Annotated in this window: 23 protein-coding genes and 1 tRNA gene; 19 read left to right on the forward strand and 5 right to left on the reverse strand. The window is 68.0% G+C overall.

All coding sequences use genetic code 11. The features are described from left to right. The first annotated feature begins 313 nt into the window (after positions 1 to 313). From E5679_RS00340 to E5679_RS00355, 4 genes are read left to right on the forward strand one after another with little or no spacing between them, the layout of a single operon-like run. Positions 314 to 1021, forward strand: a complete 708-nt coding sequence (locus E5679_RS00340; protein WP_171042190.1) for a CPBP family intramembrane glutamic endopeptidase — start codon at positions 314 to 316, stop codon at positions 1019 to 1021. After that, complete coding sequence (locus E5679_RS00345; RefSeq protein ID WP_138413122.1) at positions 1021 to 1959, forward strand: ABC transporter ATP-binding protein; 939 nt, start codon at positions 1021 to 1023, stop codon at positions 1957 to 1959. The genes E5679_RS00340 and E5679_RS00345 overlap by 1 nt, the downstream gene beginning before the upstream one ends. Position 1960: 1 nt before the next feature. Beyond that, positions 1961 to 2698 (forward strand): hypothetical protein, encoded by a 738-nt coding sequence (locus E5679_RS00350; protein ID WP_138413123.1) that lies wholly within the window; start codon positions 1961 to 1963, stop codon positions 2696 to 2698. A 35-nt stretch (positions 2699 to 2733) separates the two neighbouring features. Beyond that, positions 2734 to 3132 (forward strand): hypothetical protein, encoded by a 399-nt coding sequence (locus E5679_RS00355; RefSeq protein ID WP_138413124.1) that lies wholly within the window; start codon positions 2734 to 2736, stop codon positions 3130 to 3132. An 816-nt stretch (positions 3133 to 3948) separates the two neighbouring features. On the opposite strand, the gene E5679_RS00360 is transcribed toward E5679_RS00355, so the two are convergent. From E5679_RS00360 to E5679_RS00380, 5 genes are all read right to left on the reverse strand, one after another. After that, positions 3949 to 4024 (reverse strand) — tRNA-Arg (locus E5679_RS00360). A gap of 107 nt (positions 4025 to 4131) precedes the next feature. After that, the gene (locus tag E5679_RS00365) at positions 4132 to 4374 is read right to left on the reverse strand and encodes a DUF2630 family protein (protein ID WP_138413125.1); all 243 of its coding nucleotides are present in this window, start codon (positions 4372 to 4374) and stop codon (positions 4132 to 4134) included. A gap of 85 nt (positions 4375 to 4459) precedes the next feature. Then, a complete protein-coding gene (locus tag E5679_RS00370) occupies positions 4460 to 5992 on the reverse strand; it encodes an FAD-dependent oxidoreductase (protein WP_138413126.1) in 1533 nt (510 codons plus the stop codon). Beyond that, complete coding sequence (locus E5679_RS00375; protein WP_138413127.1) at positions 5989 to 6849, reverse strand: FAD:protein FMN transferase; 861 nt, start codon at positions 6847 to 6849, stop codon at positions 5989 to 5991. Before E5679_RS00375 ends, E5679_RS00370 begins: the two co-directional genes overlap by 4 nt. Positions 6850 to 6856: 7 nt before the next feature. Next, on the reverse strand, positions 6857 to 7360 hold the full coding sequence (locus E5679_RS00380) for an FMN-binding protein (protein WP_249335862.1): 504 nt from the start codon (positions 7358 to 7360) through the stop codon (positions 6857 to 6859). A 205-nt stretch (positions 7361 to 7565) separates the two neighbouring features. On the opposite strand from E5679_RS00380, the gene E5679_RS00385 reads away from it, so the two are divergent. The 15 genes from E5679_RS00385 (at position 7566) to E5679_RS00455 (ending at position 25173) form a co-directional block, all read left to right on the forward strand. After that, complete coding sequence (locus E5679_RS00385; protein WP_138413128.1) at positions 7566 to 8855, forward strand: CynX/NimT family MFS transporter; 1290 nt, start codon at positions 7566 to 7568, stop codon at positions 8853 to 8855. A 4-nt stretch (positions 8856 to 8859) separates the two neighbouring features. Beyond that, positions 8860 to 10518, forward strand: a complete 1659-nt coding sequence (argS, locus tag E5679_RS00390; protein ID WP_138413129.1) for an arginine--tRNA ligase — start codon at positions 8860 to 8862, stop codon at positions 10516 to 10518. Positions 10519 to 10520: 2 nt separating this feature from the next. Next, positions 10521 to 12029, forward strand: coding sequence for a diaminopimelate decarboxylase family protein (locus tag E5679_RS00395; RefSeq protein ID WP_138413130.1), 1509 nt, complete (start codon positions 10521 to 10523; stop codon positions 12027 to 12029). A 19-nt stretch (positions 12030 to 12048) separates the two neighbouring features. Then, a complete protein-coding gene (locus E5679_RS00400; protein WP_138413131.1) occupies positions 12049 to 13425 on the forward strand; it encodes a homoserine dehydrogenase in 1377 nt (458 codons plus the stop codon). Then, entirely contained in the window at positions 13425 to 14543 is a 1119-nt protein-coding gene (gene thrC / locus E5679_RS00405) for a threonine synthase (RefSeq protein ID WP_138413132.1), read from the forward strand. Before E5679_RS00400 ends, thrC begins: the two co-directional genes overlap by 1 nt. Next, positions 14543 to 15541, forward strand: coding sequence for a homoserine kinase (thrB, locus tag E5679_RS00410; protein WP_138413133.1), 999 nt, complete (start codon positions 14543 to 14545; stop codon positions 15539 to 15541). Before thrC ends, thrB begins: the two co-directional genes overlap by 1 nt. A 304-nt stretch (positions 15542 to 15845) precedes the next feature. Next, the gene (gene rho / locus E5679_RS00415) at positions 15846 to 17963 is read left to right on the forward strand and encodes a transcription termination factor Rho (RefSeq protein WP_138413134.1); all 2118 of its coding nucleotides are present in this window, start codon (positions 15846 to 15848) and stop codon (positions 17961 to 17963) included. 93 nt (positions 17964 to 18056) lie between these two features. Continuing rightward, positions 18057 to 19130 (forward strand): peptide chain release factor 1, encoded by a 1074-nt coding sequence (gene prfA / locus E5679_RS00420; RefSeq protein ID WP_138413135.1) that lies wholly within the window; start codon positions 18057 to 18059, stop codon positions 19128 to 19130. Between the two features lie 4 nt (positions 19131 to 19134). Beyond that, a complete protein-coding gene (gene prmC, locus E5679_RS00425; RefSeq protein WP_138413136.1) occupies positions 19135 to 20040 on the forward strand; it encodes a peptide chain release factor N(5)-glutamine methyltransferase in 906 nt (301 codons plus the stop codon). Positions 20041 to 20060: 20 nt separating this feature from the next. After that, the gene (locus tag E5679_RS00430) at positions 20061 to 20843 is read left to right on the forward strand and encodes an L-threonylcarbamoyladenylate synthase (RefSeq protein WP_249335892.1); all 783 of its coding nucleotides are present in this window, start codon (positions 20061 to 20063) and stop codon (positions 20841 to 20843) included. Beyond that, positions 20836 to 21999: a glycosyltransferase gene (locus E5679_RS00435; RefSeq protein ID WP_138413138.1), complete on the forward strand. Its 1164-nt coding sequence runs from the start codon at positions 20836 to 20838 to the stop codon at positions 21997 to 21999. Before E5679_RS00430 ends, E5679_RS00435 begins: the two co-directional genes overlap by 8 nt. Next, positions 21936 to 22781, forward strand: a complete 846-nt coding sequence (locus E5679_RS00440; protein WP_171042181.1) for a glycosyltransferase — start codon at positions 21936 to 21938, stop codon at positions 22779 to 22781. The genes E5679_RS00435 and E5679_RS00440 overlap by 64 nt, the downstream gene beginning before the upstream one ends. Before the next feature lie 3 nt (positions 22782 to 22784). Further along, positions 22785 to 24317, forward strand: a complete 1533-nt coding sequence (locus E5679_RS00445; RefSeq protein WP_138413140.1) for an MraY family glycosyltransferase — start codon at positions 22785 to 22787, stop codon at positions 24315 to 24317. A 99-nt stretch (positions 24318 to 24416) separates the two neighbouring features. Next, entirely contained in the window at positions 24417 to 24884 is a 468-nt protein-coding gene (locus E5679_RS00450) for a hypothetical protein (protein WP_138413141.1), read from the forward strand. Continuing rightward, positions 24877 to 25173 carry an AtpZ/AtpI family protein gene (locus tag E5679_RS00455; RefSeq protein WP_138413142.1) on the forward strand — a complete coding sequence of 99 codons (297 nt, stop codon included), beginning with the start codon at positions 24877 to 24879 and terminating at the stop codon, positions 25171 to 25173. The genes E5679_RS00450 and E5679_RS00455 overlap by 8 nt, the downstream gene beginning before the upstream one ends. Positions 25174 to 25226: the final 53 nt, after the last annotated feature.

Raw genomic sequence — 25226 nt, forward strand, 5'->3', positions numbered from 1 at the left:
TGACGACTCTTCCGCAACTCGGCGGCCCGGGACTACCCTCCGGATCGGATGGGGTAATCAAAGACGGGCAGAAGCGTATCAACGTGGGGCCTCTCCTCAACTGGATTTGGTCCAATGCGCGTTACCTCTGGAACTCAATAGTCAATGCCGTAAGGTCGGGGTGGTCGTCCTTCGTCGGCTGGTGGAACGGTCTGAACGGCTGAATGCGCGGTGTTTTTAGCTGGTTCGGTGGCGGAACGCTCTGGGACATTTACCTTAGCCTCAGGCACTACTTCTTCGGATGGTGACAGCTTCGTTCGGCCGGGCAGCGATGATGAGCCAGCTGGCTAGACTCGTCGCCTTAGTTCTTGCGCTTCTCGGGGTGGTGGCCCTCATGGTCACTTCGCATGCTGTCGCCTCAGTCCTCGGGGCTTCCGAAGAGCGCGCGAACTCGGCTGCGCTCGCCGTCACTGCGATGATCACCACTGCGGTGCTGAGAATTGGTGGCATTTTTCCATCCCAATTGTTTGGCCACACACAATTTGTACGTCGACTGGGCATCGCTTCGGTCCTGGTGTCCCTCATTCTGGTGGCTGGATCGATTTGGACAGATCTGGCGGAGGAGAATTTGCAAACTCTGTTATTGGTTCCTTCGGCGTTATTCGAAGAGCTGCTTTTTCGGGGCCTTCCGTTCCTGATCCTTATTTGGGGCCGGAGGCTTCGGCGCCCCGTACTCGTCGCGGGCGTCGTTCTGACCTCGTCTGTCTTTGCACTGCGGCACCCCTCGCCGAACATCTCCGTCTTCGTCGACGCATTCGTTTTTTCTCTGCTGGCATTCGGCATGCTCGTCGCGACGCACTCCATCTGGCCGGCGATTGCCTTCCATATCGTGGCCAACGTGACGGTTGCGACTTTTCCAGACGCTCGTCTCGGCTCCGAGGCAAGAATTTCGACGGTGATCTTTGACGCAGGGTTGGGTTTACTGATTCTTGCGATTCTCGCCCTGTGGCTCAGGAGGGCGAAACGGAAAGAGGTGTGCTGATGAAACTAGAGGTCGAAGACATCTCCAAGTCCTATGAGCGGATTCAAGCCTTGAGCCACGTGAGCTTCTCATGCGATGCGGGAACGATCATGGGCTATATCGGGCCCAATGGCTCGGGAAAATCCACAACTCTCAAGGTGATCGCCGGCCTTGTACGCCCTGATGGGGGCCGTGTTCTTATTGATGGCGAGCCCTATCAGTCGCTCGAAAATCCTGGCCGGAAAGTTGGCTTTCTTCTGGACCCGTGGGCGCATCATCCGGGAAGATCCGTGCGAGAGACGGTCAGGCTTGCGGCAATGATGATGCGTCTCCCTAAAAGTCGAGTGGACGCAGTGTTGACCGAAGTCGGCCTTGCATCCGTTCCGGCGCGGAAGGTGGGCGTCCTCTCCCTCGGGATGCGTCAGCGCCTCAGCCTCGCCATCGCGCTCCTCGGAGAGCCCGGGGTTCTGGTTCTGGACGAACCGGCGAACGGCCTGGATGTCGAGGGGATGACGTGGCTCAAGAGGCTGCTGCGTTCGCTCGGGGACAATGGCACCGCAGTCGTCGTCTCAAGCCATCTGCTGAACGAATTGGAGACCTACGTCGACAGAGCGGTGATCCTCGATCGCGGCCGTGTGGTGTCAGATCATATTGTGCGGCGCGGGGCACTGAGCGAATGGACCTTTGTCAGCGGCCCTGATTTGGACGAGATCGAAGAGGTCCTTGTCGCTGAGGGATTCGAGCACCTTCGAGGGCGCGAGCGAGCCGCTGGTCCAGGTTTTCGGGTTCGCAGTACGGCCGGCGAAATTGGCGATGCAATGTGGTCGCGCCGGGTCAAAGTGAACCATCTCGGGCCAGCTGCAGCAGTGACGCTTGAGGCCCAATACGGCGCGGTCACGTCGCCGCAATTCAGGGCCGGTCGCGGTGAGCCCAACATCGGCGATGAGAAGGAAACATAAGATGGCAGCCTTCCTTTCGGGACCTCTTGCCGTTGCCGTTCGGGTGGAGTCACGGAAGCTCGTGGACACCCGGAGTGCACGCTGCCTCCTCTTCGCGATGATTCTCATAGGCCTGACGCTGATCGCACTCGCGGCGGGACTGTCTATCGAAAGAGGCGGCGTCTTGGATGTGCCCGTCCTCTTGATGGGTTTGGCTCTTCCAGGAGCCATCGTCGCGCCACTGCTTGCTATCCTTTCGGTGACTTCAGACTGGCAGTACAAGGACGTGATGACCTTCTACGCGCTGCAGCCGAGGCGGCTCGTGATCTTGGGCGCGAAGTACATCGCGGTCACACTTTTTGCGACGGCGGTTATGGCGGCCATCTGCCTCTTGGCGGTTCTTGTCGCGGTGGTCCTCGCGGGGTTCTCCAGAGTCGATGTTGTTTACACCGGCCTCGGGCAGGGCCTCTGGTACGCCACCTGCGCCGTTCTGATTGGTTCGATCTCGGGCGCCGCGGTGGCTTCAGCTCTGATGTCAACTCCCCTGGCCGTTGTGGTGGTCCTGATCCAGTCCACAGTCGCCGATCTCTTGATCGGGTTGGTCCCCAATATCCCGACGGCGTATGTCCGGTCGTCAACGTTTTCCAATTTTCTCAGCGAAGGCGGCGAGACTCTTCCCGCCCTCAGTTCTGCGGTGATCTGGATTCTGGTTCCGGCAGCAGTTGGAGCATGGCGGCACAGGCGTAGGGACGTGAACTAGGCAGGAGGTTAGCTGGGACATGGGGAGAGGGTGCTATGGATAGGACTCAAGCGAAGGAACTCGCCTCGGCACTGCGGAAACGCGGCGTTGACGAGTCTGCCCTTCCGGGCTTGCTTGCTAAGGCAGACGAGATTTCGGTGGAGCAAGGCGATCGCTTCCGGCCGAGCGTCTTCGCCGAGCAGGTCCCGCGATCAAAGCATCAGTCGAGGGGGAAGACGCTCGGGAACCTCGCGGCGTATTTCGCGATCCTTGCCCTTGGCGTGCCTCTCGCAGTCAAACTGCTGACGGGGGCGTCCTTGGGGCTACCGGGCCAACTCGCTTATCTGGGGTGCGTGATCGTGATCCAGATCGCGCTGGTCCTCGCAGCCGTGAGCCTAGACCGAAGGCTGCCCCCAGGATGGACCCCGGAAGGCGAGCTAAAGCGTAAGGCGTGAACACAGCCACGCACCAGGTCGACGGCCTACCTGCAAGCGGACAAGGTGACTCGGGCGGCCCCGTTCTAGCGGGACGGAACGGGCACGCCTACGCCCAGGGATCATCACCGGGATGTGGAATTACTCGAGTCGATGCACCGGGTACGGCGAACGACTGCGCAAGTTCGCACACCATCAAAGCGCCTCTTGAAGCGTTCTTCCAGGACAACCCCGGCTACGTGATCCTGGTCTGCTAGGTCCCGATTATGCCGGCTTCACGGTGGCGATCGCCCAGATTGCTGCGGCGATGAACACCAGGATCACGGCGATGATCAGCCAGCCGAACAGTCGGTTCCCCAGTCCCGGTTTCATGGTCGACAGGCTATAAATTTCATGGTCGACAGGCTATAAAGCGGTATGACCGGGAGGGAATGAACCGGTGCGCTCGGGCGCCACCCACGGGCACGGCGGGCTCGGCACTCCGACCGGCACGCCGACGCAATCGGTCATGTAGCTGACGCCGCGGGAAGGAGATCAGGCCCCCACCGGTCAGAGCCTGGCTAGGGGCCGGCCGCAATCGCCCGCGGGGCTGAAGGCCGAGAACGAGGGCGAACCGCTGGGGTGGAAGAGTTTCGACAACAACGCCTCCACGATGGTCGCCTACGACACCGCACCGAACACCCGCCCTCGAGCAAGGCACAGGCGAGATCCTCGCCGAATTCGCCATCGACCCTGCCAAGGGCTACCAGCCGAAAAAGAAAAACACCCCCGATCCGAAGACCGGGGGTGTCGGCGATGTTTCGAGACATCTGTAGCCGATGTCCCGAAACACCACAGTGGTGCCCTCGATAGGATTCGAACCTACGGCCTTCTGCTCCGGAGGCAGACGCTCTATCCCCTGAGCTACGAGGGCTTGGGCTAGAAGCCCGTGGGACTCATCGAGCTTATCAGGTGCCCACCCCGGACGCGCAAACCGGCCGCATGGCAACTCGCCACGCCGTCAGCAGGCCGACGTCAGGCTCATTCGAGGTAGTTCTCCACGACGTCCGGCGAGCGGACCTCGGCCTCGTTCGGGTTCTCGCCGTACTGCCTCTTGGCCCGCCGCTGGCGGAGCAGGTCCCAGCACTGGTCGAGCTGGGCCTCGACCGAGCCGAGGCGCGACTGCTCCTCGCCGGCCGAGATTTCGCCCTCGCCCCGGGCCGTCCGGAGCTTGTGCTCCTCCTCGATGAGCTCCTTGATGCGGTTCTGGATGTCCTGGTCCATGCCTGCTCCTTCCCGAAGGTTCTCGCCGCCAGCCAGCCTACGCCGCGCTGACAGGCGCTCAACACCCTGCCGTTACCCGAGAACGTCAGTACCCCGAGAACGCGTCTCGGCGGATGTGGGCCACGCCAGCCTTCCGCAACGACGTGGCGACGGCTCCGACGAACGACGGCGGTCCGGAAACGTAGGCGGTCCGCGCGGTGAGATCGGGCACGAGCTCGCGCAGGCGCTGGGCCGTGAACGCCTCGCTGCCGGCGTCCTCGGCGAAATCGGGGGGACTTGCGCCGTCGGACGTGCGGACGATGACGCGCGCGCCGGAGGCTTTGAGGACCTCAGAGAAGGGCAGCTCCTCGGGGCTAGGCACCGAAGCGAGGACGACGACGTCCCGTGCCTCGCCGCGGCTCCTCGCCGCCCGCAGCATGGAGGCGAAGGGGGTCATGCCGATGCCTCCCGCGACGAGGAGGATGGGGACCTCGCGGTCGCGGGGAAGGACGAAGTCGCCGCCTATGGCAGCCACTTGGACGCGTTGGCCCGGCACGAGCTGTCTGAGGACCTGCTTCGACGGCGAAAGGGGAGGAGCCATCCCCACCCCGAAGGAGATCAGATCGGACGACGGCGAGCTCGCGAAGCTGAAGGTCCTCCGGCTCCCGGGCAGCGCTCCGCCCGGCGTCGGAAGGCTGAGATCAGCGTATTGCCCGGGAAGGAAACGGGCACGGCGTCCTGGGACGAAGACGAACTCCTCGGCGGTCGGGGTGAGGGGTCTACGTTCGACGAAGCGCAGCGGCACGCCTCGGGAGAGCCCGAACGCGAAGGCCAGGAGATTTCCCACGAGGAGTGCGAGCTCCGGTGAGCTGGCGATGGGTCCGAAGCTGTAAGGCAGGGCGTAGGCGAGGGCCACGACGGCCGCATAGGCCAGGCGGTACTGTCTGCGACCCGGCATGGTGAGCGGCTCCGAGAGCATGAAGGCGGCGAAGAACACGAGCGGCGATTGGCTGACAGCTTGGATTGCGGAGTCGAGGGGGCTGGCGGTGGTGCCGCCCGCGACCATCGCCGAGGCGGCGACGGCGACGACGGCGAAGACAGCTGCCATGACGAGCCGCTGCACGCGGTAGAGCACCAGGAGCGCCCCAGGGACGACGCCCCACAGCATGGCCGGAGTTCCCGCCCACCACGCGGCCGCGCTGAGCCCGGTCAGTCCGACGGCAAACGCACCGAAGGCTGCCGGGTTGAAGGCATGCCGGCCATGCAGGGCGAGGACGTACTTCGACGCGATGGCCAGCACACAGGCAAGGGCGGTCAGCGCCAAGTCCGCCGGAGCGAGGCTGGGCCAGAACAGGAAGTACAGGAGGAGCCCCGTGACGAGTGCGGATTCCGAGTGGGGGCGGACCCGGATGAGGGCGGCAATTCCGCGGTTGGCGCCATACGAGATCACGATGCACACGATGAGGGAAGCCAGCATCGCCGGGACGCCGAAGCGCAGCCAGCCAAGGGCGTCGAGCACGATGCCGTACACCACGAGGACGGCCAGGACCGAGGCCACGAGCCGGTAGGGGCTCACGCGGCCGAGGGCTGTGTCGAATCGGACCTTTGCAGCCGCAGGCGCGGCGAGGACTGGAGTCATGTGAAGAGTCCTTCAATGAAGGCGGGACTGCCCTCCGCGTGACCGTCGGAGAAGACCTGCAGCCACTCGATGGCGGGGAACTCTCCGACCAGATCCGCGCCCGGGCACACGAACAGTGCGGTGGCGATGCCATCCGCGGTCATCGCGTCCTCTGCCATGGCCCACGTGGCCACGACGGTCTCGACGGGTGCGCCGGTGCGTGCGTCGAGAAGATGGTGGAGGCCGTCGCCCCAGGCCCGCCTGTTGCCTGCCGAAGCGCAGAGGGCGCCGTTCTGGAGTTCCACGACTCCGATGGCTTCGTCTGGCTGATAGGGGTGCTCGAGGGCCGCCCGGATCGGTTCGCTGCCAGCGTGCCGGATGTCGCCGCTTCCGTCGATGAGGTACTCGGAATGGCCAGCTTCCTCGAGGATCGCGCCGAAGAGATCGACGAGAAGGCCTTTGCCGGCTGCGCCGATGTCCAGCACGGCGGGGTGGGCGAGGACGACGGCGGCGCCCTGCCAGAGATGCTGGGCGTCCCATGATGGGGCCGGTTCCGGGCCGCCCACCGGGACCAGCTCGTACCCGGGACCGTAGCCGAGCCGCTCGAGGCTCGACCCGACCCATGGATTGACGCCGCCGTCCGTGACGCGGTACAGGCGCGAGTAGAGGGCGGAGAGCCGCGAGCTCTCCGCGGGAAGATCCCACCGGCCGCCGTTCGCCCTCATCTGCGCTACCAGGGAATCGGGCCGGAACCGGGACCAGACCCAATCAAACCGCTCGGCCTCATTCAAGAGGGCCCATTCGAGCCCATCGCCAAGGGGGTGGGCGGTGCGGACCTCGAAGAGGGTGCCTATTGCCTCGAACTTGAAGCTCTCCATTGCGGCCCTAGGAGGCTTCACCCTTGATGACCGAGACGGCGTCATTGAAGCCCTGCCCCGTGAGCGACGACCCGGCCACGACGCCCACGTTCAGGTCATCCAGCTTCTTGCCCACCACCACGTCCTTGATCCCCGAGGCGAAGTGCTTCTGGAACAGACGCGTGTTGGCACTGGTCGGATGCTCGGTGATCTGCACGTCCGTGACGACTCCCGACTTGAGGGTCAGCGTGACGCCGACTGTCTCGGGACCGTTGGGGGACGTGTAATGGCCGTCAGTACTGTAGGTCCCGTCCCTGTAGGCGTGGGAGACGGAACTGCCGCCAGCTGCGCTCGCCGATGTCGCCGTCGTCGGCACCGAGCCTGAAGGGGCGCGGCCCTCGGTGCCCGCGCTCACGTTGGAGGGAGCGCATCCGGCCACAGCCCCCACGAGGGACGCCCCTGCCAGAGCGCCCAAAACCACTTGGCGAGCGGGCTGGGACGTGAAGCGGCGGAGGGTGGAGGGGGAGGGCATGGGCTGCAATCCTGACGTGCTCGGGTTCTGCGGACGGTGCGGATGGTTGCCTCTTAAACGTAGCCCGAGCCCGGGGAGTTCAACCTTCTGGCCTGTGCGGTAGCTGTGAACGGGTACGGCTGTGACTTGTCGTCGTAGGCGGGATCACGAGCGGGCGGCACCCAGACTGAACGGCCGGTCGTCGACCCTGCTGTAACGTCGTGGGGTGAGCGAGAAGGGAACAACCACGGCACCTGAGGACGCGGCGAAGCCCACCCCCGGAAGACGCGGCCGGATCGTGGCCGGAGCAGGAATCCTCATCGTGGCGTTCACGCTGCGCATCGCAGTCACAAGCGTGCCGCCCCTGACGGGGATGATTGCGAAGGATCTGTTCCTCCCGTCATGGCTTATCGGAATCCTCGGGATGCTGCCCACGGCGCTCTTCGGCGCCGCAGGACTCGTCACTCCCTTGCTCATGCGGCGATGGAGTGTCGAGACGCTCGCCGTTGGATGCATGGTTGCGGCAGGGGCGGGCCAGATCGTCCGGGCCGTCGCGCCTGAGACCGGGCTGTTCCTCGCGGGCTCCGCGCTCGCGCTCGCTGGGATGGGTGCGGGGAATGTTGTCCTTCCGCCGATGGTCAAGAAGTACTTCCCGCGTCGGATCGGCCTCCTCACGGCCCTTTACGTGACGGTCATCAGCCTTGGCACCACCGTCCCGCCGGTCCTCGCGGTGCCTGTTGCAGACTCTGCGGGCTGGCGCGTCTCGATTGGCTGGTGGGCCGCGGTCAACGCGATCGCCATCCTGCCGTGGCTCACGGCATGGAGCCCGCAGGAGAGGCGACGGCGGAAGGCGCCGGCCCGCGCATCGTCCGCTCCTCGCGTCGTCGTCCGCCCATGGCACTCGCCCTCGGCATGGGCCCTCGCCCTGCTGTTCGGCTGCACGTCGCTGAACACCTACACGCTCTTCGCGTGGCTGCCTCCCCTCGTGGCGGGAGCCGGGCTGACTCCGGGGGAGGCTGGCCTGCAGCTCGCGATCTTCTCCGGCGTCGGCCTCCCGATGAGCCTCATCGTGCCGGTCCTCGCGAGCCGCCTGCGCAACCCGTTCCCCATCGTCGTCTTCGGGGTTTCCTGTTTCGTGGCCGGCTACCTCGGCCTCCTGCTCGCCCCGGCGACGGCGACGTGGCTGTGGTCCACCCTCGCGGGCCTCGGGCCTGCTACGTTCCCGCTCTCGCTCGTGCTGGTGAATCTCCGGACGCACTCCCACCAGGCCTCGGGTGCAGTGTCGGGATTCGCCCAGGGCCTCGGCTACCTGCTTGCATGCGCGGGGCCGCTCTTCGCCGGCATCCTGCACGACGCGACCGGGGCCTGGACGGCGTCGTTCGCCTTCCTGGGTGTGACTTTGGTCATCCTCGCGGTGGCGGGCTGGGTGGTCTGCCGGCCGAGGTTCATCGAGGACCATCCCGGCGTCGTGGTGCCAGCGCGGTTTCAGGGCGGCACCACCCCGCCGGTAACCTAGGGTTGTGACTCCCGAAGAACTCTCCTCCGCTATCTCTGCCTGTCTCGAGGAAGCCGTGCGCGCCGGCGACGTCGCCGTCGAGGTGCCCGAGGAGATCCGCGTGGAGCGGCCCAAGAACCGGGAGCATGGTGACTGGGCCACCAACATCGCCCTCCAGCTGGGCAAGAAGGCGGGCATGAATCCGCGCGCCTTCGCGGAGATCCTCGCCTCGCGCCTGTCCTCGCTCGACGGCGTCAAGAGCGTCGAGGTCGCGGGGCCCGGCTTCCTCAACATCACGCTCGACGCCGCGGCTGCGGGGGCGCTCGCGAAGGTCATCGTCGAGGCAGGGCCGGTCTACGGCCGCAACAACGCACTCGCGGGCCACGTCATCAACATGGAGTTCGTCTCCGCGAACCCCACTGGCCCGCTGCACATCGGCCACACCCGCTGGGCAGCGCTCGGGGATTCGATCGCGCGAGTCCTGCGCGCCTCCGGGGCGGAGGTCACCGCCGAGTACTACATCAACGACGCCGGCAACCAGATGAACGTCTTCGCGAACTCCGTGCTGGCGCGCCTGCACGGCCGCGACGTGCCGGAGGGCGGCTATCCGGGCCAATACATCGTCGATCTCGGGCACGAGGTGCTCGCTGAGCACCCGGACGTGCGCGAACTCACGGAAGAGGCAGCCCTCCCGATCGTCCGCCACGCCGCGTACGAGGCACAGATGCGGGACATCAAGGCCACGCTTGCCGCGTTCGGCGTCTCGTTCGACGTGTACTTCTCCGAGAAGGAGGGCCTGCACGATTCTGGGGCCATCGAGTCCGCCGTGGCGCGCCTCCGAGAGCAGGGGCACGTGTTCGACGCGGACGGTGCCGTGTGGCTCCGCACCACGGACTTCGGCGATGACAAGGACCGCGTCCTCATCCGCGCCAACGGCGAGCCGACCTATTTTGCCGCGGACGCCGCGTACTACCTCTCCAAGAAGGACCGTGGGTTCCCCGAGAAGATCTACCTCTTGGGCGCGGACCACCACGGCTACGTGAACCGGCTGAAGGCCATTGCGGCGTGCGCCGGCGATGACCCCGAGGCGAGCATCGAGATCCTCATCGGCCAGCTCGTGTCTGTGAACGGCGCCAAGCTGTCCAAGCGTGCGGGCAACATCATCGAGCTCAAGGACCTCATCGACTGGATCGGCAAGGACGCCGTGCGCTACTCCCTCGCGCGGTACCCCGCCGATTCGCCGCTCACGCTCGATCCGGAGCTGCTTCGCAAGCACTCCAACGAGAACCCTGTCTACTACGTCCAATACGCCCACGCTCGCTCCCGCGGCGCTGCTCGGAATGCCGTGGCAGCAGGGGTGGAGCGCATCATCGACGGACGCGACGCGTTCGACGCCGCGCTCCTCACACACCCGACCGAGGGCGAGCTTCTCGCGCACCTCGCCGCCTACCCGTCGATCGTGGGCAAGGCTGCCGAGTTCCGCGAGCCGCACCGGGTGGCGCGGCACCTCGAGACAGTCGCGACGGCGTACCACTCCTGGTACGACAACTGCCGGATCGCTCCGCGCGGCGACGAGGAGATCACCGACGTCAACCGCACTCGCTTGTGGCTCAACGACGCGACGAGCCAGGTCCTCGCGAACGGCCTCGATCTGCTCGGTGTCTCGGCGCCGGAGAGGATGTGAGCATGGAATCGCCCCTCGCTCCCGCGTGGCTTGCCGTCCCCGCAGACCTGAACGGGCTTGAGCCGAAGATGTGGGCGCACGACGTCGAACGCACGCCGGGCGGCGAGCTCGCCGTGGGCGGGGTGAGCGTTGAGCACCTTGCCCATGAGTTCGGGACGCCGCTCTTCGTCATGAGCGAAGACGATTTCCGGGCCCGCGCACGCGCCTTCAAGGAGGCGTTCGACGCCGCGTTCGCGGACGTGTGCGGGGGAGTGGATGTCTACTACGCCGGCAAGTCCTTCCTGTGTTCCGCGGTGGCGGCCTGGGTCGCGGAAGAGGGTCTTCGCCTGGACACGTGCTCGGGCGGTGAGCTCGCGGTCGCGGCCAAGGCCGGACTCCCCGGCGAGCTGCTGAGTCTCCACGGCAACAACAAGTCGGACGCGGAGATCGAGCGGGCGCTCGATCTCGGCGTTGGCCGCATCGTGGTCGACAGCCTCGACGAGCTCGAGCGCGTCGCGGCGATCGCCGCACACCGGGCCGAACGCGAGGAGCAGGATCCCGAGCGCCGGGAGCTGCGCGCGAAGGTCATGCTGCGCCTGACCCCCGGGGTCCACGCGCACACGCACGAGTTCATCGCCACCGCGCATGAGGACCAGAAGTTCGGTCTGTCGATGGCCCCCGGGACGGCCAGCGCGGAATTCCGGGCCGAGGTCGCCGAAGAGTCGGGGGAAGCTGCTGCGGCGGCCGCCTCCGCGGCGGAAGAAGCGGTCGCTGCCGCGGCGGGTCACGACAGCATCGACCTGCTCGGCCTGCACTGCCACATCGGCTCGCAGATCTTCGAGCCCGAAGGCTTCGAGCTCGCCGCCAGCAAGCTGCTCACGTTCCTTGCCGCGATGCGCTCGGAGTACAGCGTGGCCCTCCCGGAACTCGACCTCGGCGGCGGGTACGGCATCGCCTACACACCCGTGGACACCCCGCGCCCGCCGGAGGAGATCGCCCAGGCGATGGCCGCCGTCGTCCGTTCGACGTCCGAGGAACTGAAGATCACCCCGCCGCGCATCTCGATCGAACCGGGCCGCGCGATCGTCGGGCCGACCACCTTCACCCTGTACCGCGCGGGGACCGCGAAGGACGTGGTCGTTGACGTACCCGAGAGCGACGCGACCGCTGTGCGGCGCTATCTCTCTGTCGACGGCGGCATGAGCGACAACGCTCGACCGGTCCTCTACGACGCCGACTACTCCGCAGTCCTCGCTTCGCGGGCCTCGGAGGCGGAGCCCCAGCTCACGCGTGTGGTCGGCAAGCACTGCGAAAGCGGCGACATCGTGGTGCGCGATGTGTACCTGCCGGCAGACGCGGGACGGGGCGACCTTCTCGCCGTCCCCGGAACGGGCGCCTACTGCTGGGCCCTTTCGAGCAATTACAACTACCTCGCACGCCCGGGCGTCGTCGCAGTCCGTCACGGTTCTGCACGGTGGATCGTCCGCGGCGAAACTGAACAGGATCTGCTCTCCCGCGACATGGGAGTGTGACAACCCGATGGGAGACCGGATGACCGAGACTCAGACGCGGCCCGAGCCGAAAACCGTGCCGGACGACCGCAAGGTGCTCAGGGTGGCTCTGCTGGGCTGCGGCACCGTCGGCAGCCAAGTGGCGCGGATTCTGCTCGAGGACGCCGAAGCCCTCGCCGCCCGTTCGGGAGCTCGCCTCGAACTCGTGGGCATCGCCGTGCGCAATCCGGAGGCGAAGCGTGACGTCGACCTTCCGCGCGAGCTCTTCACCGCTGACGCGGAGGCGCTGGTGGACTCCGCCGATCTCGTCGTCGAGCTCATGGGGGGAATCGAGCCGGCGCGATCGCTGATCCTTCGGGCCATCCGCAAGGGCGCGTCCGTGGTCACGGGCAACAAGGCCCTTCTGGCACAGGACGGGCCCGCCCTCTTCGAGGAGGCAGACCGCAATAACGCCGAGCTGAGCTTCGAGGCAGCCGTCGCGGGCGCTATCCCCATCATCAGGCCGATCCGCGAGAGCCTCTCGGGCGACCACATCACGCGCGTTCTCGGCATCGTGAACGGCACGACGAACTACATCCTCGACCAGATGGACTCGACCGGCGCCCAGTTCGCGGACGCACTCGCCGAGGCGCAGCGACTGGGCTATGCAGAAGCCGACCCGACGGCGGACGTCGAAGGCCATGACGCCGCAGCGAAGGCGGCGCTGCTCGCGACCCTCGCGTTCCACACGCCGGTGAGCCTCGACGACGTCCGCTGCCAGGGCATCACGAAGGTCAGCGCAGACGACATCGCAGCCGCCAAGGACTCCGGCCTCGTGATCAAGCTGCTGGCGATCGCCGAGCTTGTTCGGGTTGGCCAGAGCGAGTCAGGCAAGGACGCCGTGGAGGGCACGAGCGTCCGCGTCCACCCGACGCTGCTCCCGCGCGAGCACCCGCTGGCCGCCGTGCGCGGCGCGTACAACGCCGTCTTCGTCGAAGCCGAGAACGCCGGTCAGCTCATGTTCTACGGGGCCGGAGCGGGCGGTCGCCCCACGGCTTCGGCAGTCATGGGCGACCTCGTCTCGACGGCGCGGCGCGTGGTTGCAGGTGCGCCCGGCCGCACCGACACGGCGACGCGAAAGCTCCCCATGGTGGGCGTAGATGCCATTACCACGAGCTACAGCATCGGCCTTGAGGTCGCGGACCAGCCGGGCGTGCTCTCGCGCGTCGCGGCCGTCTTCGCCGACCACGGGGTCTCGATCGAAGCCATGCGGCAGACGATCGACGGCGGCGCTCCTGGCGCGGGCGACGGCCGCGCGGAGCTGCGGTTCGTGACCCACCCCGCCAGCGAGAAGGCGCTCGCCGAAACCGTGGCGGACATCAACAACCTCGACGTCGTCGAATCCGTGACGAGCGTCCTCCGAGTCGAAGGAGTCTAGTGGCCCACCAGTGGCGCGGAGTCATCCGCGAATATGCCGATCGCCTGCCGGTTACCGAGGCAACCCGCGTGATCACGCTGGGCGAGGGCGGCACGCCGCTCGTCTACGCGCAGCAGCTCTCGGCCCTCACTGGCTCTGAGGTATACCTCAAGGTCGAGGGGATGAACCCGACAGGCTCGTTCAAGGACCGCGGCATGACCATGGCCATGACGGCGGCCGTTGCCTCGGGAGCGAAGGCGGTGGTGTGCGCCTCGACCGGCAACACGTCCGCGTCCGCGGCCGCGTACGCCACGACAGCTGGGCTCACCTGCGCCGTGCTGGTGCCCGAGGGCAAGATCGCGATGGGCAAGCTGAGTCAGGCGATCGCCCACGGCGCGACGCTACTGCAGGTGGACGGGAACTTCGATGACTGCCTCGAGATCGCCCGCAAGCTCGCCGAAGCGTACCCGGTGTTCCTCGTGAATTCCGTCAACCCGGCGCGCATCCAGGGGCAGAAGACCGCAGCCTTCGAGATCGTCGACGCGCTCGGCGACGCTCCGGACATCCACGTTCTGCCGGTGGGCAACGCAGGCAATATCTCGGCCTACTGGAAGGGCTACAAGGAGTACGCCACCGAGTCCTCGTATGGCGAGGGCTCGGAGGCGCGCACGCTTCCGGCCGTCTCGACCAAGCTCCCCATCATGTGGGGCTTCCAGGCCGAAGGCGCCGCCCCGTTCGTGGCGGGCCATCCCATCACGCATCCGGAGACGATCGCGACGGCGATCCGCATCGGCAACCCCGCGTCGTGGGAGACTGCCGTCGCAGCCCGTGACGAGTCCGGTGGCCTGATCGACGCGGTCTCTGACGATCAGATTCTCGCGGCACACCGCTGGCTCTCCGCGAAGGAAGCCGTATTCGTGGAGCCGGGGTCGGCCGCGAGCGTGGCGGGCCTGCTGAAGATGCACGCGGCCGGAAAGGTCCCGAGCGGGCAGCGGATCGTCTGCACGGTTACGGGTCACGGACTCAAGGACCCGCAGTGGGCGCTGCGCACCGAGGGCGGCGGACAAGTCGAGCCGGTCAAGGTCGCCAACGACGTGGTGAGCGTGGCGCGTGTGCTCGGACTGGAGCCCTCCGCCTGATGTCTGCCCCTTCGACGGCCCGGGAGGCCTCCCTCCGCACAGTGGCTCCCGGGCAGCGGGTCACGGTCCGTGTCCCCGCGACGAGCGCCAACCTCGGCCCGGGCTATGACAGCCTGGGGCTCGCCCTCTCGCTCTACGACACGGTCAGCATCGAGACGGCCGACGACGACGAACTTGCCTTTGCGCTCACAGGTGAGGGCGCCGAGACGCTTCCCCACGACGCGAGCCATCTTGTGGTGCGCACCGTCGACGCGGCCCTCGGCCGCCTCGGCTACCGGCGCTCCGGGCTGCGGCTGACGGCGCACAACGTCAGCCCCCATGGCAGGGGGCTCGGCTCTTCCGCGTCGGCCACTGTTGCCGCCGTCCTCGCGGCCGTCGAACTCGTCGATACCGCGGATCGGCCGGACCTCCAGTGGGTGCTCCAGCTGTGCAGCGAGATCGAGGGCCATCCGGACAACGTGGCCCCCGCGATCTTCGGCTCCCTCGCGCTCTCGTGGCAGGACGGCGACGAGTTCCGGACCGCCGTGGCGCGCGTCCGCCCCGACATCGTGCCGATCGTCGCCGTGCCGGACTACGAGCTCTCGACTGAACTCGCGCGGTCCCTTCTCCCCTCGTCGGTCCCGCATCACGCGGCCGCCGCGAATTCGGGTCGCGCCGCCCTTCTCGTCCATGCCCTGACGCAGGACCCATCGCTGCTCCTTCCGGCCACCGAGGACTACCTCCACCAGAGCTATCGGGAGTCCGCGATGGAGCCGAGCGCCCTGCTCATCCGGAGTCTGCGGGCGGAGGGTCACGCTGCCGTCGTGTCAGGGGCCGGCCCCACCGTGCTCGCCCTCGCGGCAGGGGCTGCAGAGGCAGACGAGGTGCAGGCCGCCGTCGAGCGCATCACCCACGGCGACCCCGCAGCAAGCCCCGAGGGGCGCGGTTCGACCGTCTGGCGTGTCCTGCGGCTCGCTGTTGACTCCGAAGGTGCTAAAGTGGAAGTGCATTCGCGGTAGCTTTCGCCCCACCGGTCAAGGTTCACGGCGCTTCATGTAAGGCAGCGCCACCGAACTGTACGCCCCACAGGCCCAGCACAACCATTGTCGAATGCCGTCCCTACCCAGCTCCGCAGCCGGTCAGTCCTCTCTCAGCCGCCGCAGAGGCTCTGTCCCCTCGAATGCTTGGGGCGAATCCGCAGTGTGCCCCGCCTGACCGCTCTGGTGCAACGGGGCAGCCAATCTGACCGCTGGTCTGAAAGCGGTCATCAACACGATGCGGCCGCTTCACACAGCAGCCGCAGTCGACGGGGAAGGATCCTTCGTGACACAGACCACTGAGCTGAACCCAGCAGTGGACGCCTCCACTTCGGCCGAATCCAAGGGGATTGCGGGCCTCAAGCTCGCGCAGCTCCAGGCTCTGGCCTCCCAGCTGGGTATCACCGGCGGTTCCCGCATGCGCAAGGGCGACCTCGTAGCCGCCATCTCCGCGCACCAGAAGGGCGAGCCGGTGGTGCGCCGCACCTCGGCCGCCGGCAAGACCCAAGGGCAGCCCGAGGCAACAGCGCAGCAGCCTGAGGCTGCAGCTCCGACGACGGAGGCCGCTGCCCCCGTCGCCGCCCCCGCGGCGGAAGAGGCTCAGGCTCCGGCCCGCGGCCGCGGCCGGACACGTCGTCGCGCTGGCAGCGACGGCGTCGTGACGGCTGAAGCTGCCGCCACGGACGTTGCCGCGCCCACCGAGGCTGCGGCGGCACCCGCCGTGCAGGCCGAGACGGTGAGCGAAGCAGCCCCGCAGGCGCCTGAGGCCCCAGCCGAGGCGGCGCCCACCGAGGCGCCCCGCCAGCCGCGCACCCGGAACCGCAACCGTCGTGCCGGGAGCGACGGCAGCGTCGCTGCGCCCGAGGCCCCGACCGCTGAGGCTGCGCCTGAGACGGCTCAGGCCGCCGAGGCTTCGGCCGACACGGCGCGTGCAGCTGGGACGGCTCGCGCCGAAGCGCCGGCCGAGGCTGAGCAGCCCGAGGCGCAGCCCGCCGAGGCGGGCGAAGGCCGCCGCCGCGGCCGCGATCGCGACCGCGAGGAGCGCCGTCGTGATGAGAGCGACGGCGACGAGAGCGGCAACCGCCGCAACCGCCGCAACCGCCGGGGTCGCGACCGCGATCGCGACGAGCAGCCCCAGCAGGGCGGGCGCAATGACCGGTTCCGCGACCGCAACGACCGCCGTCGTGGGCGCGCTCAGGGCCCGGAGATCGACGAGGCCGAGGTCAGCGAGGACGACGTCCTCGTGCCGGTCGCAGGCATCCTCGACGTTCTCGAGAACTACGCGTTCATCCGCACTTCCGGCTACCTCCCCGGTCCGAACGACGTCTACGTTCCCCTCGCCCAGGTCAAGAAGTACAACCTGCGCAAGGGCGACGCCGTCGTCGGTGCCATCCGGGCCCCGCGCGACGGCGAGGACAACCGCCAGAACCAGGGCGGCCGCCAGAAGTTCAACGCCCTGGTCCGCGTGACCACGGTCAACGGGAAGAACACCGAGGACCTCAAGAACCGCGTCGAGTTCAACAAGCTCGTCCCGCTCTACCCCTCGGAGCGCCTGCGGCTCGAGACCGACCCGAAGAAGGTCGGACCGCGCGTCATCGACCTCGTTGCCCCGATCGGCAAGGGCCAGCGTGGCCTCATCGTCTCCCCGCCGAAGGCCGGAAAGACGCTCATCCTGCAGTCCATCGCGAACGCCATCACGGTCAACAACCCTGAGGTGCACCTCATGATGGTGCTCGTGGACGAGCGGCCTGAAGAGGTCACCGACATGCAGCGGTCGGTCCGCGGCGAGGTCATCGCCTCGACCTTCGACCGTCCGGCCGACGACCACACCACCGTCGCGGAGCTCGCCATCGAGCGCGCCAAGCGCCTCGTCGAGCTCGGCATGGACGTTGTCGTGCTCCTCGACTCCATGACCCGACTGGGCCGCGCTTACAACCTCTCCGCGCCGGCGTCCGGCCGCATCCTCTCGGGCGGCGTCGACTCGGCGGCCCTGTACCCGCCGAAGCGCTTCTTCGGCGCCGCGCGGAACATCGAGAACGGTGGGTCGCTCACCATCATCGCGACGGCGCTCGTCGAGACCGGCTCGAAGATGGACGAGGTCATCTTCGAGGAGTTCAAGGGCACCGGCAACATGGAACTGCGCCTGTCCCGCCAGCTCGCGGACAAGCGCATCTTCCCCGCAGTCGACGTCAACGCCTCGGGCACCCGCCGCGAGGAGAACCTGCTCTCCTCGGACGAGGTCAAGATCATGTGGCGCCTGCGCCGTGTGCTCTCCGGCCTCGACACCCAGCAGGCGCTTGAGCTGCTCACGTCGAAGATTCGCGAGACGCAGTCGAACGTCGAATTCCTCCTGCAAGTGCAGAAGACGACGCTCGCCTCGAAGTCGGAGAACGACAAGCACTAGCTGCCCCGCACGGCGGCCGGCCCGGACACCCCGGCGCCGGCCGCCGTCGTCGTTTGTCCCGGCTCTCTCGCCCCCTCAAAAGAAAGGCCCCCCATGTTCGAGTCCGTGAAAGGACTGCTGGACGAGCACGCAGACCTGCAGAAGCAGCTGAGCGACCCCGCGGTCTACCAGGACCAGGCCCTCGCGCGGAAGCTCGGCCGCCGCTCCGCCCAGCTCAACGGCATTGTGGAGGCCCACTCCCGCTGGAAGCAGCTCTCGGACGACCTCGAGGCCGCGCGGGAGATGGCGGCAGAAGACCCGGACTTCGCGGCCGAGGTCCCGGAGCTTGAGGCGGCCCTCGCTACCGCGCAGGAGAAGCTGCGCCGCCTGCTCATCCCGCGGGATGCCAACGACGCGCGCAACGTGATCCTCGAGGTGAAGGGCGGCGAAGGCGGGGACGAGGCCGCCCTGTTCGCCGCCGATCTCCTGCGCATGTACACGCGGTACGCCGAGTCGAAGGGGTGGAAGACGGAGATCCTGTCCTCCACTGAGTCGGACCTCGGCGGCTACAAGGACGTGCAGGTCGCCATCAAGGGCTCGTCCAACGACCCGGCGGAGGGCGTGTACGCGCACCTCAAGTACGAGGGCGGCGTCCACCGCGTGCAGCGCGTGCCCGTGACGGAGTCGCAGGGGCGGATCCACACGTCCGCGGCCGGTGTGCTCGTGTTCCCCGAGGTCGACGAGCCCGAGGAGATCGAGATCAACCAGAACGACCTCAAGATCGACGTGTACCGCTCGTCGGGCCCGGGTGGGCAGTCGGTCAACACCACCGACTCCGCCGTGCGCATCACCCACCTTCCGACCGGCATCGTCGTGGCAATGCAGAACGAGAAGTCGCAGCTCCAGAACCGAGAGGCCGCGATGCGAGTGCTCCGCTCGCGCCTCCTCGCGCACCAGCAGGAGCAGATCGACGCGGAAAACGCCGAGGCCCGCAAGTCGCAGGTCCGGACCATGGACCGCTCGGAGCGGATCCGCACGTACAACTACCCGGAGAACCGTATCGCCGACCACCGCACCGGCTACAAGGCCTACAACCTCGACGCGGTGATGGACGGGGATCTCGGCCCGGTGATCCAGTCCTGCATCGACATGGACGAACAGCATCGCCTCGACGCGCTGGGGGAGTGAGCGCGTGAGCGATCTCGCCGCCGCACTCAGACGGGCGACGGCGGTGCTCGCCGAGGCTGGGGTGCCGAGCCCGCGGGCGGACGCCGAACTGCTCGCGGAGCATCTCATCGGCTGTGGGCTCGGGCGCCTCCGTGCGCTCGCGATCACCGGGGCAGCGGTCCCCGACGGCTTCTGGGACTCCTTCTGGGACTTGGTGGAGGAGCGGGCCAAGCGCGTGCCGCTCCAGCACCTCACGGGAACAGCCCATTTCCGCCACCTTTCTCTGAGTGTTGGCCCTGGCGTGTTCGTTCCACGGCCCGAGACCGAGATGCTCGTGACGCTGGTCCTCGACTGGATTGCTGCCCAGGACCCACCTCTCGGTGCTCCCGAAGTCGTCGACCTCGGCACGGGGTCGGGCGCCATTGCCGCCTCGGTCGCCGCGGAATGCCCGACGAGTCGGGTTCACGCCGTCGAGCTCTCCGAGTTCGCCCACGCCTGGGCCGCGCGCAACGTGGCGCTTCCCGAGGTCGGTGGGCGTGTTGAGCTCGTCCTCGGCGACCTCAGGACCGCATTCCCGGAGCTGGACGGCACGGTTGACGTCGTGGTGAGCAACCCTCCCTATATTCCGGCGGGCATGGTGCCGCGAGAGCCGGAAGCAGCAGAACATGACCCGGACCTGGCGCTCTACGGCGGCGGAGACGATGGGCTGGAGGTCCCCCTCGCCGCGATCGCGTCCGCGGCCCGGCTGCTGCGGCCTGGCGGGTTCTTCGCGATGGAACACGCCGAAGTGCAGGCCGAATCCCTCGCCGCACGCCTCCGGGCCGCCCCCGAATGGACGGGGGTCGCCTCGCACAGGGACCTCAATGGACTGCCCCGTGCCACCACGGCTGTCCGGACCGAGGCCTTCCGCGTGGAAGAATTGAGGCCGTGACGACCACGACCTACAACTGCATGGACCGGGAACGGCGAGCCGAGGGCCTCGCCCACGCGCAGCGGGCGATCGCTGCCAAGCAGTGCGTCGTGATGCCGACGGACACCGTCTACGGCATCGCGGCCGACGCGTTCTCGGCGCAGGCCGTGGCGACTCTGCTCGCGGCAAAGGGCCGCGGCCGCTCGATGCCCCCGCCCGTCCTCATCCCGCGGCTGCAGACGATGGATGGCCTCGCCACCGAGATTCCCGAGGCCGGGCGGCGGCTTGCCGAGAAGTTCTGGCCAGGACCGCTCACCCTCATCTTCCATGCCCAGCCCTCCCTCACCTGGGACCTCGGCGACACCTACGGGACCGTTGCGCTGCGCATCCCCGACGACGAGGTCGCGCAGTCGCTTCTGACGATCACCGGTCCGCTCGCCGTGTCCTCTGCGAATCGCACCGGCCGTCCCGCGGCCCAGACCGCCGAGGACGCCCGCGACCAGCTCGCGGAGTCGGTCGAGGTGTACCTCGACGACGGGGTGCGCCCCGTCCAGGGCTCCGGCAGCGAGGCCGGGGTGCCGTCGACGATCGTGGACTGCACCGGCGATCGACTCCGCGTGGTCCGGCAGGGCGGTCTGAGCCTCGAGGCGCTGCGAGAGGTAGTGCCCGAGATCCTGGGCGTGGGCGAGGAGCCCGAGCAGGCGCAGTCCGAGCAGGCGGAGCCTGAGCAGGTGGAGCCCGAGAGTGCCGTGGTGGCGGAAGCCGAGGGAGCAGCAGCGGGGGAGCAGGTCCAGGGGGCGGCGGCGGAGCAGCCGCGTGACTGAGGGCCGCGCGCCTCGGGTGGTCGCCGTCGTCGTCAGCTACAACCGACGCGAGCTGCTTGAGCGCTCGCTCGCCGCGCTCGCCGCTGGCGACCGGCGTCCGGACGCCCTGGTGGTCGTGGACAACGCCTCGACGGACGGTTCCGCCGAGTATCTCGCCACCGTCGAGCTTCCGTTCGACTATGAACTGGTTCGGCTTGCCCAGAACACGGGCGGTGCGGGCGGTTTCACGGTGGGAATGGCGGCCGCGCTCGACCGCCACGATCCTGACCTCATCTGGGTGATGGACGACGACACCGTGCCCCTCGCGGGGACCCTCGCGGAAGCCGTTCGGCTGTGGAACGCCTGCCCGCTGGCGGACAAGCCCGCCTTCATCGCGAGCCGAGTCGTCTGGAGCGACGGGCGCGACCACCCTATGAACACCATGCGGGACCGCTGGGACGCTCCGCGCGCGGATCGCGAGCTCGCCGCCGCGCACCGCGCCCGCGTCGTCCGTTCCGCATCGTTCGTCTCGCTCTTCGTGGACGCCGCGGCCGTGCGGGACCTCGGCCTCCCCGTCGCGGACTTCTTCCTCTGGAACGACGATTTCGAGTTCACGGCGCGCCTCGCCCGCCGGCGACTTGCGCTGGCGAGCCTCGACTCCGTAGTGGAGCACCACACCAAGGCGTTCGATTCGCACACGGTCGACGTCGGCGAGCGATTCCGCTTCGAGGTGCGCAACAAGATCTGGACGTTCTTTCGCTCCCCGGCGCTCTCACCCGTGGAGAAGATCCTCTACGGCGCCGCGACGCTGCGGCGCTGGGGGGTCATGATCCGCAGCAGCGCTCGTCCGGGCATCGTGCTGAAGGCGGGATTGGCGGGCTTGCGCGAAGCCATCGCCCGCGCCCCGCGCCCCAACGACGTGGTGCTCGCAGGCGTCGACGGCCTGCCCCCCGTTGCGGCGGCCCCGCCGCCCGGGGGCCCCCCCGCGGGCCGGTGCGGGCCCACCCGGGGGGCCTCCCGGCCCCCCCCCGGGCCGCCCCGCCCGCGCCCGGGTGCCCCCCCGCCCCCCCCCCCCCCCCCCAACGCGAGGGGAGCGACCGCCCAGCCTTCTCCGTGCTGCTTCCCGTCTATCAGGGCGACTCGGCGTCGCGCGTGCGCCGGGCCATCGCGTCCGTGACGCTGGACCAGACCCTTCCGCCGTCGCAGCTCGTCATCGTGCGCGACGGCCCGGTGGGGGACGAGATCGAGCGGGTCCTCGAGGAGGCCGAGCGAGACGAGCGCTTCCCGGCGGATGTCGTGCGGCTACCGGCGGGGGTCGGCCTTGCCGACGCCCTGGACCTCGGGCTCGAGAACTGCCGGCACGACGTGGTTGCGAGGATGGATGCCGACGACGTCGCCCTGCCCGAGCGCTTCGAGCGGCAGCTGGCGCTCCTCGGCGAGGGCTACGACATCGTGGGCTCGGCCATCGCCGAGATCGGCGATGACGAGTCGGCCCGGCTCGCCAGCCGGCCCGTGCCGGTCACGCACCGCGAGATCATGGCCCAGCTGCACTTCCGGACCCCGTTCAACCACCCCAGCGTCATGTACCGCGCGTCGGCCGTGCGGGCTGCGGGAGGGTACCGAGGGGTGCCTGACATGGAGGACTACTGGCTCTGGGCGAGGATGCTCCACGCGGGGAGCCGGGGAGCGAATGTTCCCGACGTCCTGGTCCTGTACCGGGTGAGCGACGGAGCCTATGCACGTCGCGGCGGCGCCCGCATGCTGCGGGCGGAGCTCCGCCTCCAACGGCAGATGCTCAAGGCGGGGTACACCGGGCCGAGCCGCTTCCTCCGGAACGTCCTGGTCCGTGGCGCCTACCGGCTCGTGCCGACGCGGGTGCGGCGGACAGGCTACCGTACGGCTTTCACCGAGCAGCCCCTTGCCGTGGAAGGCGCCTCAGCCGAGAAGGCCGCCGGCTGACCCATGTTCATCTATGTCCTCGTGGCCATGCTGGCCGCCATCGTCACGTACGCCGCGACCGGAGTCGTCCGTGTCGTGGCCCTGCGGCTGGGGATCGTCTCCCCGGTGCGCGAACGCGACGTCCACACCCGGTCGGTCCCTCGCCTCGGAGGCCTGGCGATGCTGGCGGGCTTCGCCGCGGCGTTCTACGCCGCGTCCCAGACAGTGTGGATCCGCTCGATCTTCTTCGACACCCCGCAGACCTGGGCCGTGCTCGCGGGAGCGGTGTTCATCGTCGGGGTGGGTGTCATTGACGACATCGTGGACCTCAACAGCTGGGTCAAGCTCGCAGGCCAGCTCATCGCGGCTGCCATCGTTGCTGTCTGGGGTCCCCGGGTGACGTTCCTCCCGCTCGGTTCGCTCCCGATCACGCAGGAATGGCTCCAGATCGGCCTGACGATGTTCCTCATCGTACTGACCGTCAACGCAATCAACTTCGTGGACGGGCTCGACGGACTCGCTGCGGGCGTCGCCGCGATCGGCGGCCTCGCATTCTTCCTCACCGCGTACTGGGTGCATCGCAACGCGCTCCTGCCCAACTACACGGATCTCGCCACCCTCCTCATGGCCCTGCTCGTCGGCATCTGCCTCGGATTCCTGCCGCACAACGCGCACCCTGCGAAGATCTTCATGGGAGATTCCGGCTCGATGCTGCTCGGGCTCGTCATGGCGACGGGCGCGGTGGTCGCCACCGGCCAGATCGGATCCGGCCTGTACGACCGCGCCGAGGGCATCCCCACCTTCGTCCCCGTCGTGCTGCCGATCGTCGTCATGCTGCTGCCGTTCCTCGACCTCATCCTCGCCGTCCTGAGGCGGACAGCCAGCGGCCGATCCCCGTTCTCCCCGGACCGCGAGCACGTGCACCACAAGCTCCTCGACCTCGGGTACACGCACCGTCAGGCGGTCGCGGTCATGTACGTCTGGACGGCGTTCGTGGCCTTCGGCGGGGTCGCCTACGCGTTCGTCCACTGGGCGCCCGTGACGGTGTTCAACGTGATCGTGCTCCCGGCAGTCGGCTTCCTCACCATGCACCCGTGGGTCCGCGAGAATGTCGCCAGCAGTCCGGTGCGCCGCGTCTGGCTGAGGTCAACGCCGTGGGTCCGCCGGATGACCGTGCCTTTCGCGGCCAGCGTCGCCATCGCGACCTTCCTCGGCTTCACGGGGCTCGCGAACGGGGGAGTGCCCCTGCTCTATTCGACGTTCCTCGCGCTCGCCGTCGTCACGCTGTGCGCCGGGGCCGCCGTCGTCATCCTCCATGTGGCGGCGCCGGCCCTGCCCTTCCGGCGCCGCACCCTCGTTGCCGACGTGCTCATGAAGGTGGTCGCGTTCGCGATCGTGCTCCTCGTGGTGGGCTCTCCGACGTGGTCCGATCAGGGGTGGTACTGGCTTTCGCTCGGGTTGTGCGGTGCGGGGTGGATCGTGGCACAGGGCGGTGTGACGGCAGCCCAGTGGCGGACGACGACGGCGGGCGGGCTGGGCGGCCCACGCGTCAGCTGACATCTTCTATCTCATGTAGAATATTGACCGCACCCATCACTCACGCGGGCACCGCTTCGAGCACGCACCTCGACGGGGGCCGCCGACGAACGGCCTGACATGAACAGCACGCCTGCACGCCCCGGCCGCCCAGCCGGATCCGCAGGCGTCAGCTTTTCCTCCCTGTGGCTCCGACTGGCTTGGCTCTGCACCGCCGTGACCGCCGCCGTGGCGGTCATCCTGGCGATCGTCGCCTGGGCAACCACTGACCTCGCCGCCGCCGGAAGCGTCCTGTTCTCCGCCGTCGTCGTCATTGCCTTCTTTGCCATCAGCCTGGTGGTCGGCCATCTGGTCGGCCGGCGGAATCCCGCTGGCGCCATCGGCATGTTCGCTGTCGTCTACCTCGTGAAGATCGTGGGATTCGCTGCGCTGCTCCTCTGGATCGGAACGCCGGCGTGGATCAACCCGCCCTGGTTCGGCGGCACCGGAATCGCCGAGGTCGTCGTATGGCAGGCCGTTGAGCTCTGGGGCTTCAGCCGCGTCCGCCTGCAGATCTTCAATGACCCTGAGGAGGGTCCCCGTGGCTGAGCGCGACAGGCCGCAGAAGCCCTCGGATCCCCGCCCGGAATCGGACGGCGGATACAACGCCGGGATGGCTGTCTTCAGCTACATCATTGGCGGGATCATTGTCTGGAGTTTGATAGGGTGGGGGCTGGACACTCTCCTGAAAACCCGCTGGATCGTGCTTGTTGGAGCCCTGCTGGGGATTGCTGGCGGCCTGTACCTCGCGGGCAAGCACGGACTCTTCACGCAGCAGCGCGACCAAGGGAAGGCCAACCCCCGCGACGACGACGCCGAGGGGGAGAGCGGCCGCTGATGGAGCTACCGACAATTTCACATGTGGGGGTCGAAGCCACTCGCCCCGGCACC

This window comes from Sinomonas gamaensis (assembly GCF_005876955.1).
Lineage (GTDB): Bacteria > Actinomycetota > Actinomycetes > Actinomycetales > Micrococcaceae > Sinomonas > Sinomonas gamaensis.

What these genes read in the sequence shown, in the direction of transcription:
- E5679_RS00340 (WP_171042190.1), top strand. Translation starts at nt 314, where the DNA reads ATGAGCCAGCTGGCTAGACTCGTCGCCTTAGTTCTTGCGCTTCTCGGG.
- E5679_RS00345 (WP_138413122.1), top strand. Translation starts at nt 1,021, where the DNA reads ATGAAACTAGAGGTCGAAGACATCTCCAAGTCCTATGAGCGGATTCAA.
- E5679_RS00350 (WP_138413123.1), top strand. Translation starts at nt 1,961, where the DNA reads ATGGCAGCCTTCCTTTCGGGACCTCTTGCCGTTGCCGTTCGGGTGGAG.
- E5679_RS00355 (WP_138413124.1), top strand. Translation starts at nt 2,734, where the DNA reads ATGGATAGGACTCAAGCGAAGGAACTCGCCTCGGCACTGCGGAAACGC.
- E5679_RS00365 (WP_138413125.1), bottom strand. Translation starts at nt 4,374, where the DNA reads ATGGACCAGGACATCCAGAACCGCATCAAGGAGCTCATCGAGGAGGAG.
- E5679_RS00370 (WP_138413126.1), bottom strand. Translation starts at nt 5,992, where the DNA reads ATGACTCCAGTCCTCGCCGCGCCTGCGGCTGCAAAGGTCCGATTCGAC.
- E5679_RS00375 (WP_138413127.1), bottom strand. Translation starts at nt 6,849, where the DNA reads ATGGAGAGCTTCAAGTTCGAGGCAATAGGCACCCTCTTCGAGGTCCGC.
- E5679_RS00380 (WP_249335862.1), bottom strand. Translation starts at nt 7,360, where the DNA reads ATGCCCTCCCCCTCCACCCTCCGCCGCTTCACGTCCCAGCCCGCTCGC.
- E5679_RS00395 (WP_138413130.1), top strand. Translation starts at nt 10,521, where the DNA reads ATGGAATCGCCCCTCGCTCCCGCGTGGCTTGCCGTCCCCGCAGACCTG.
- E5679_RS00400 (WP_138413131.1), top strand. Translation starts at nt 12,049, where the DNA reads ATGACCGAGACTCAGACGCGGCCCGAGCCGAAAACCGTGCCGGACGAC.
- thrB (WP_138413133.1), top strand. Translation starts at nt 14,543, where the DNA reads ATGTCTGCCCCTTCGACGGCCCGGGAGGCCTCCCTCCGCACAGTGGCT.
- prfA (WP_138413135.1), top strand. Translation starts at nt 18,057, where the DNA reads ATGTTCGAGTCCGTGAAAGGACTGCTGGACGAGCACGCAGACCTGCAG.
- E5679_RS00430 (WP_249335892.1), top strand. Translation starts at nt 20,061, where the DNA reads ATGGACCGGGAACGGCGAGCCGAGGGCCTCGCCCACGCGCAGCGGGCG.
- E5679_RS00445 (WP_138413140.1), top strand. Translation starts at nt 22,785, where the DNA reads ATGTTCATCTATGTCCTCGTGGCCATGCTGGCCGCCATCGTCACGTAC.
- E5679_RS00450 (WP_138413141.1), top strand. Translation starts at nt 24,417, where the DNA reads ATGAACAGCACGCCTGCACGCCCCGGCCGCCCAGCCGGATCCGCAGGC.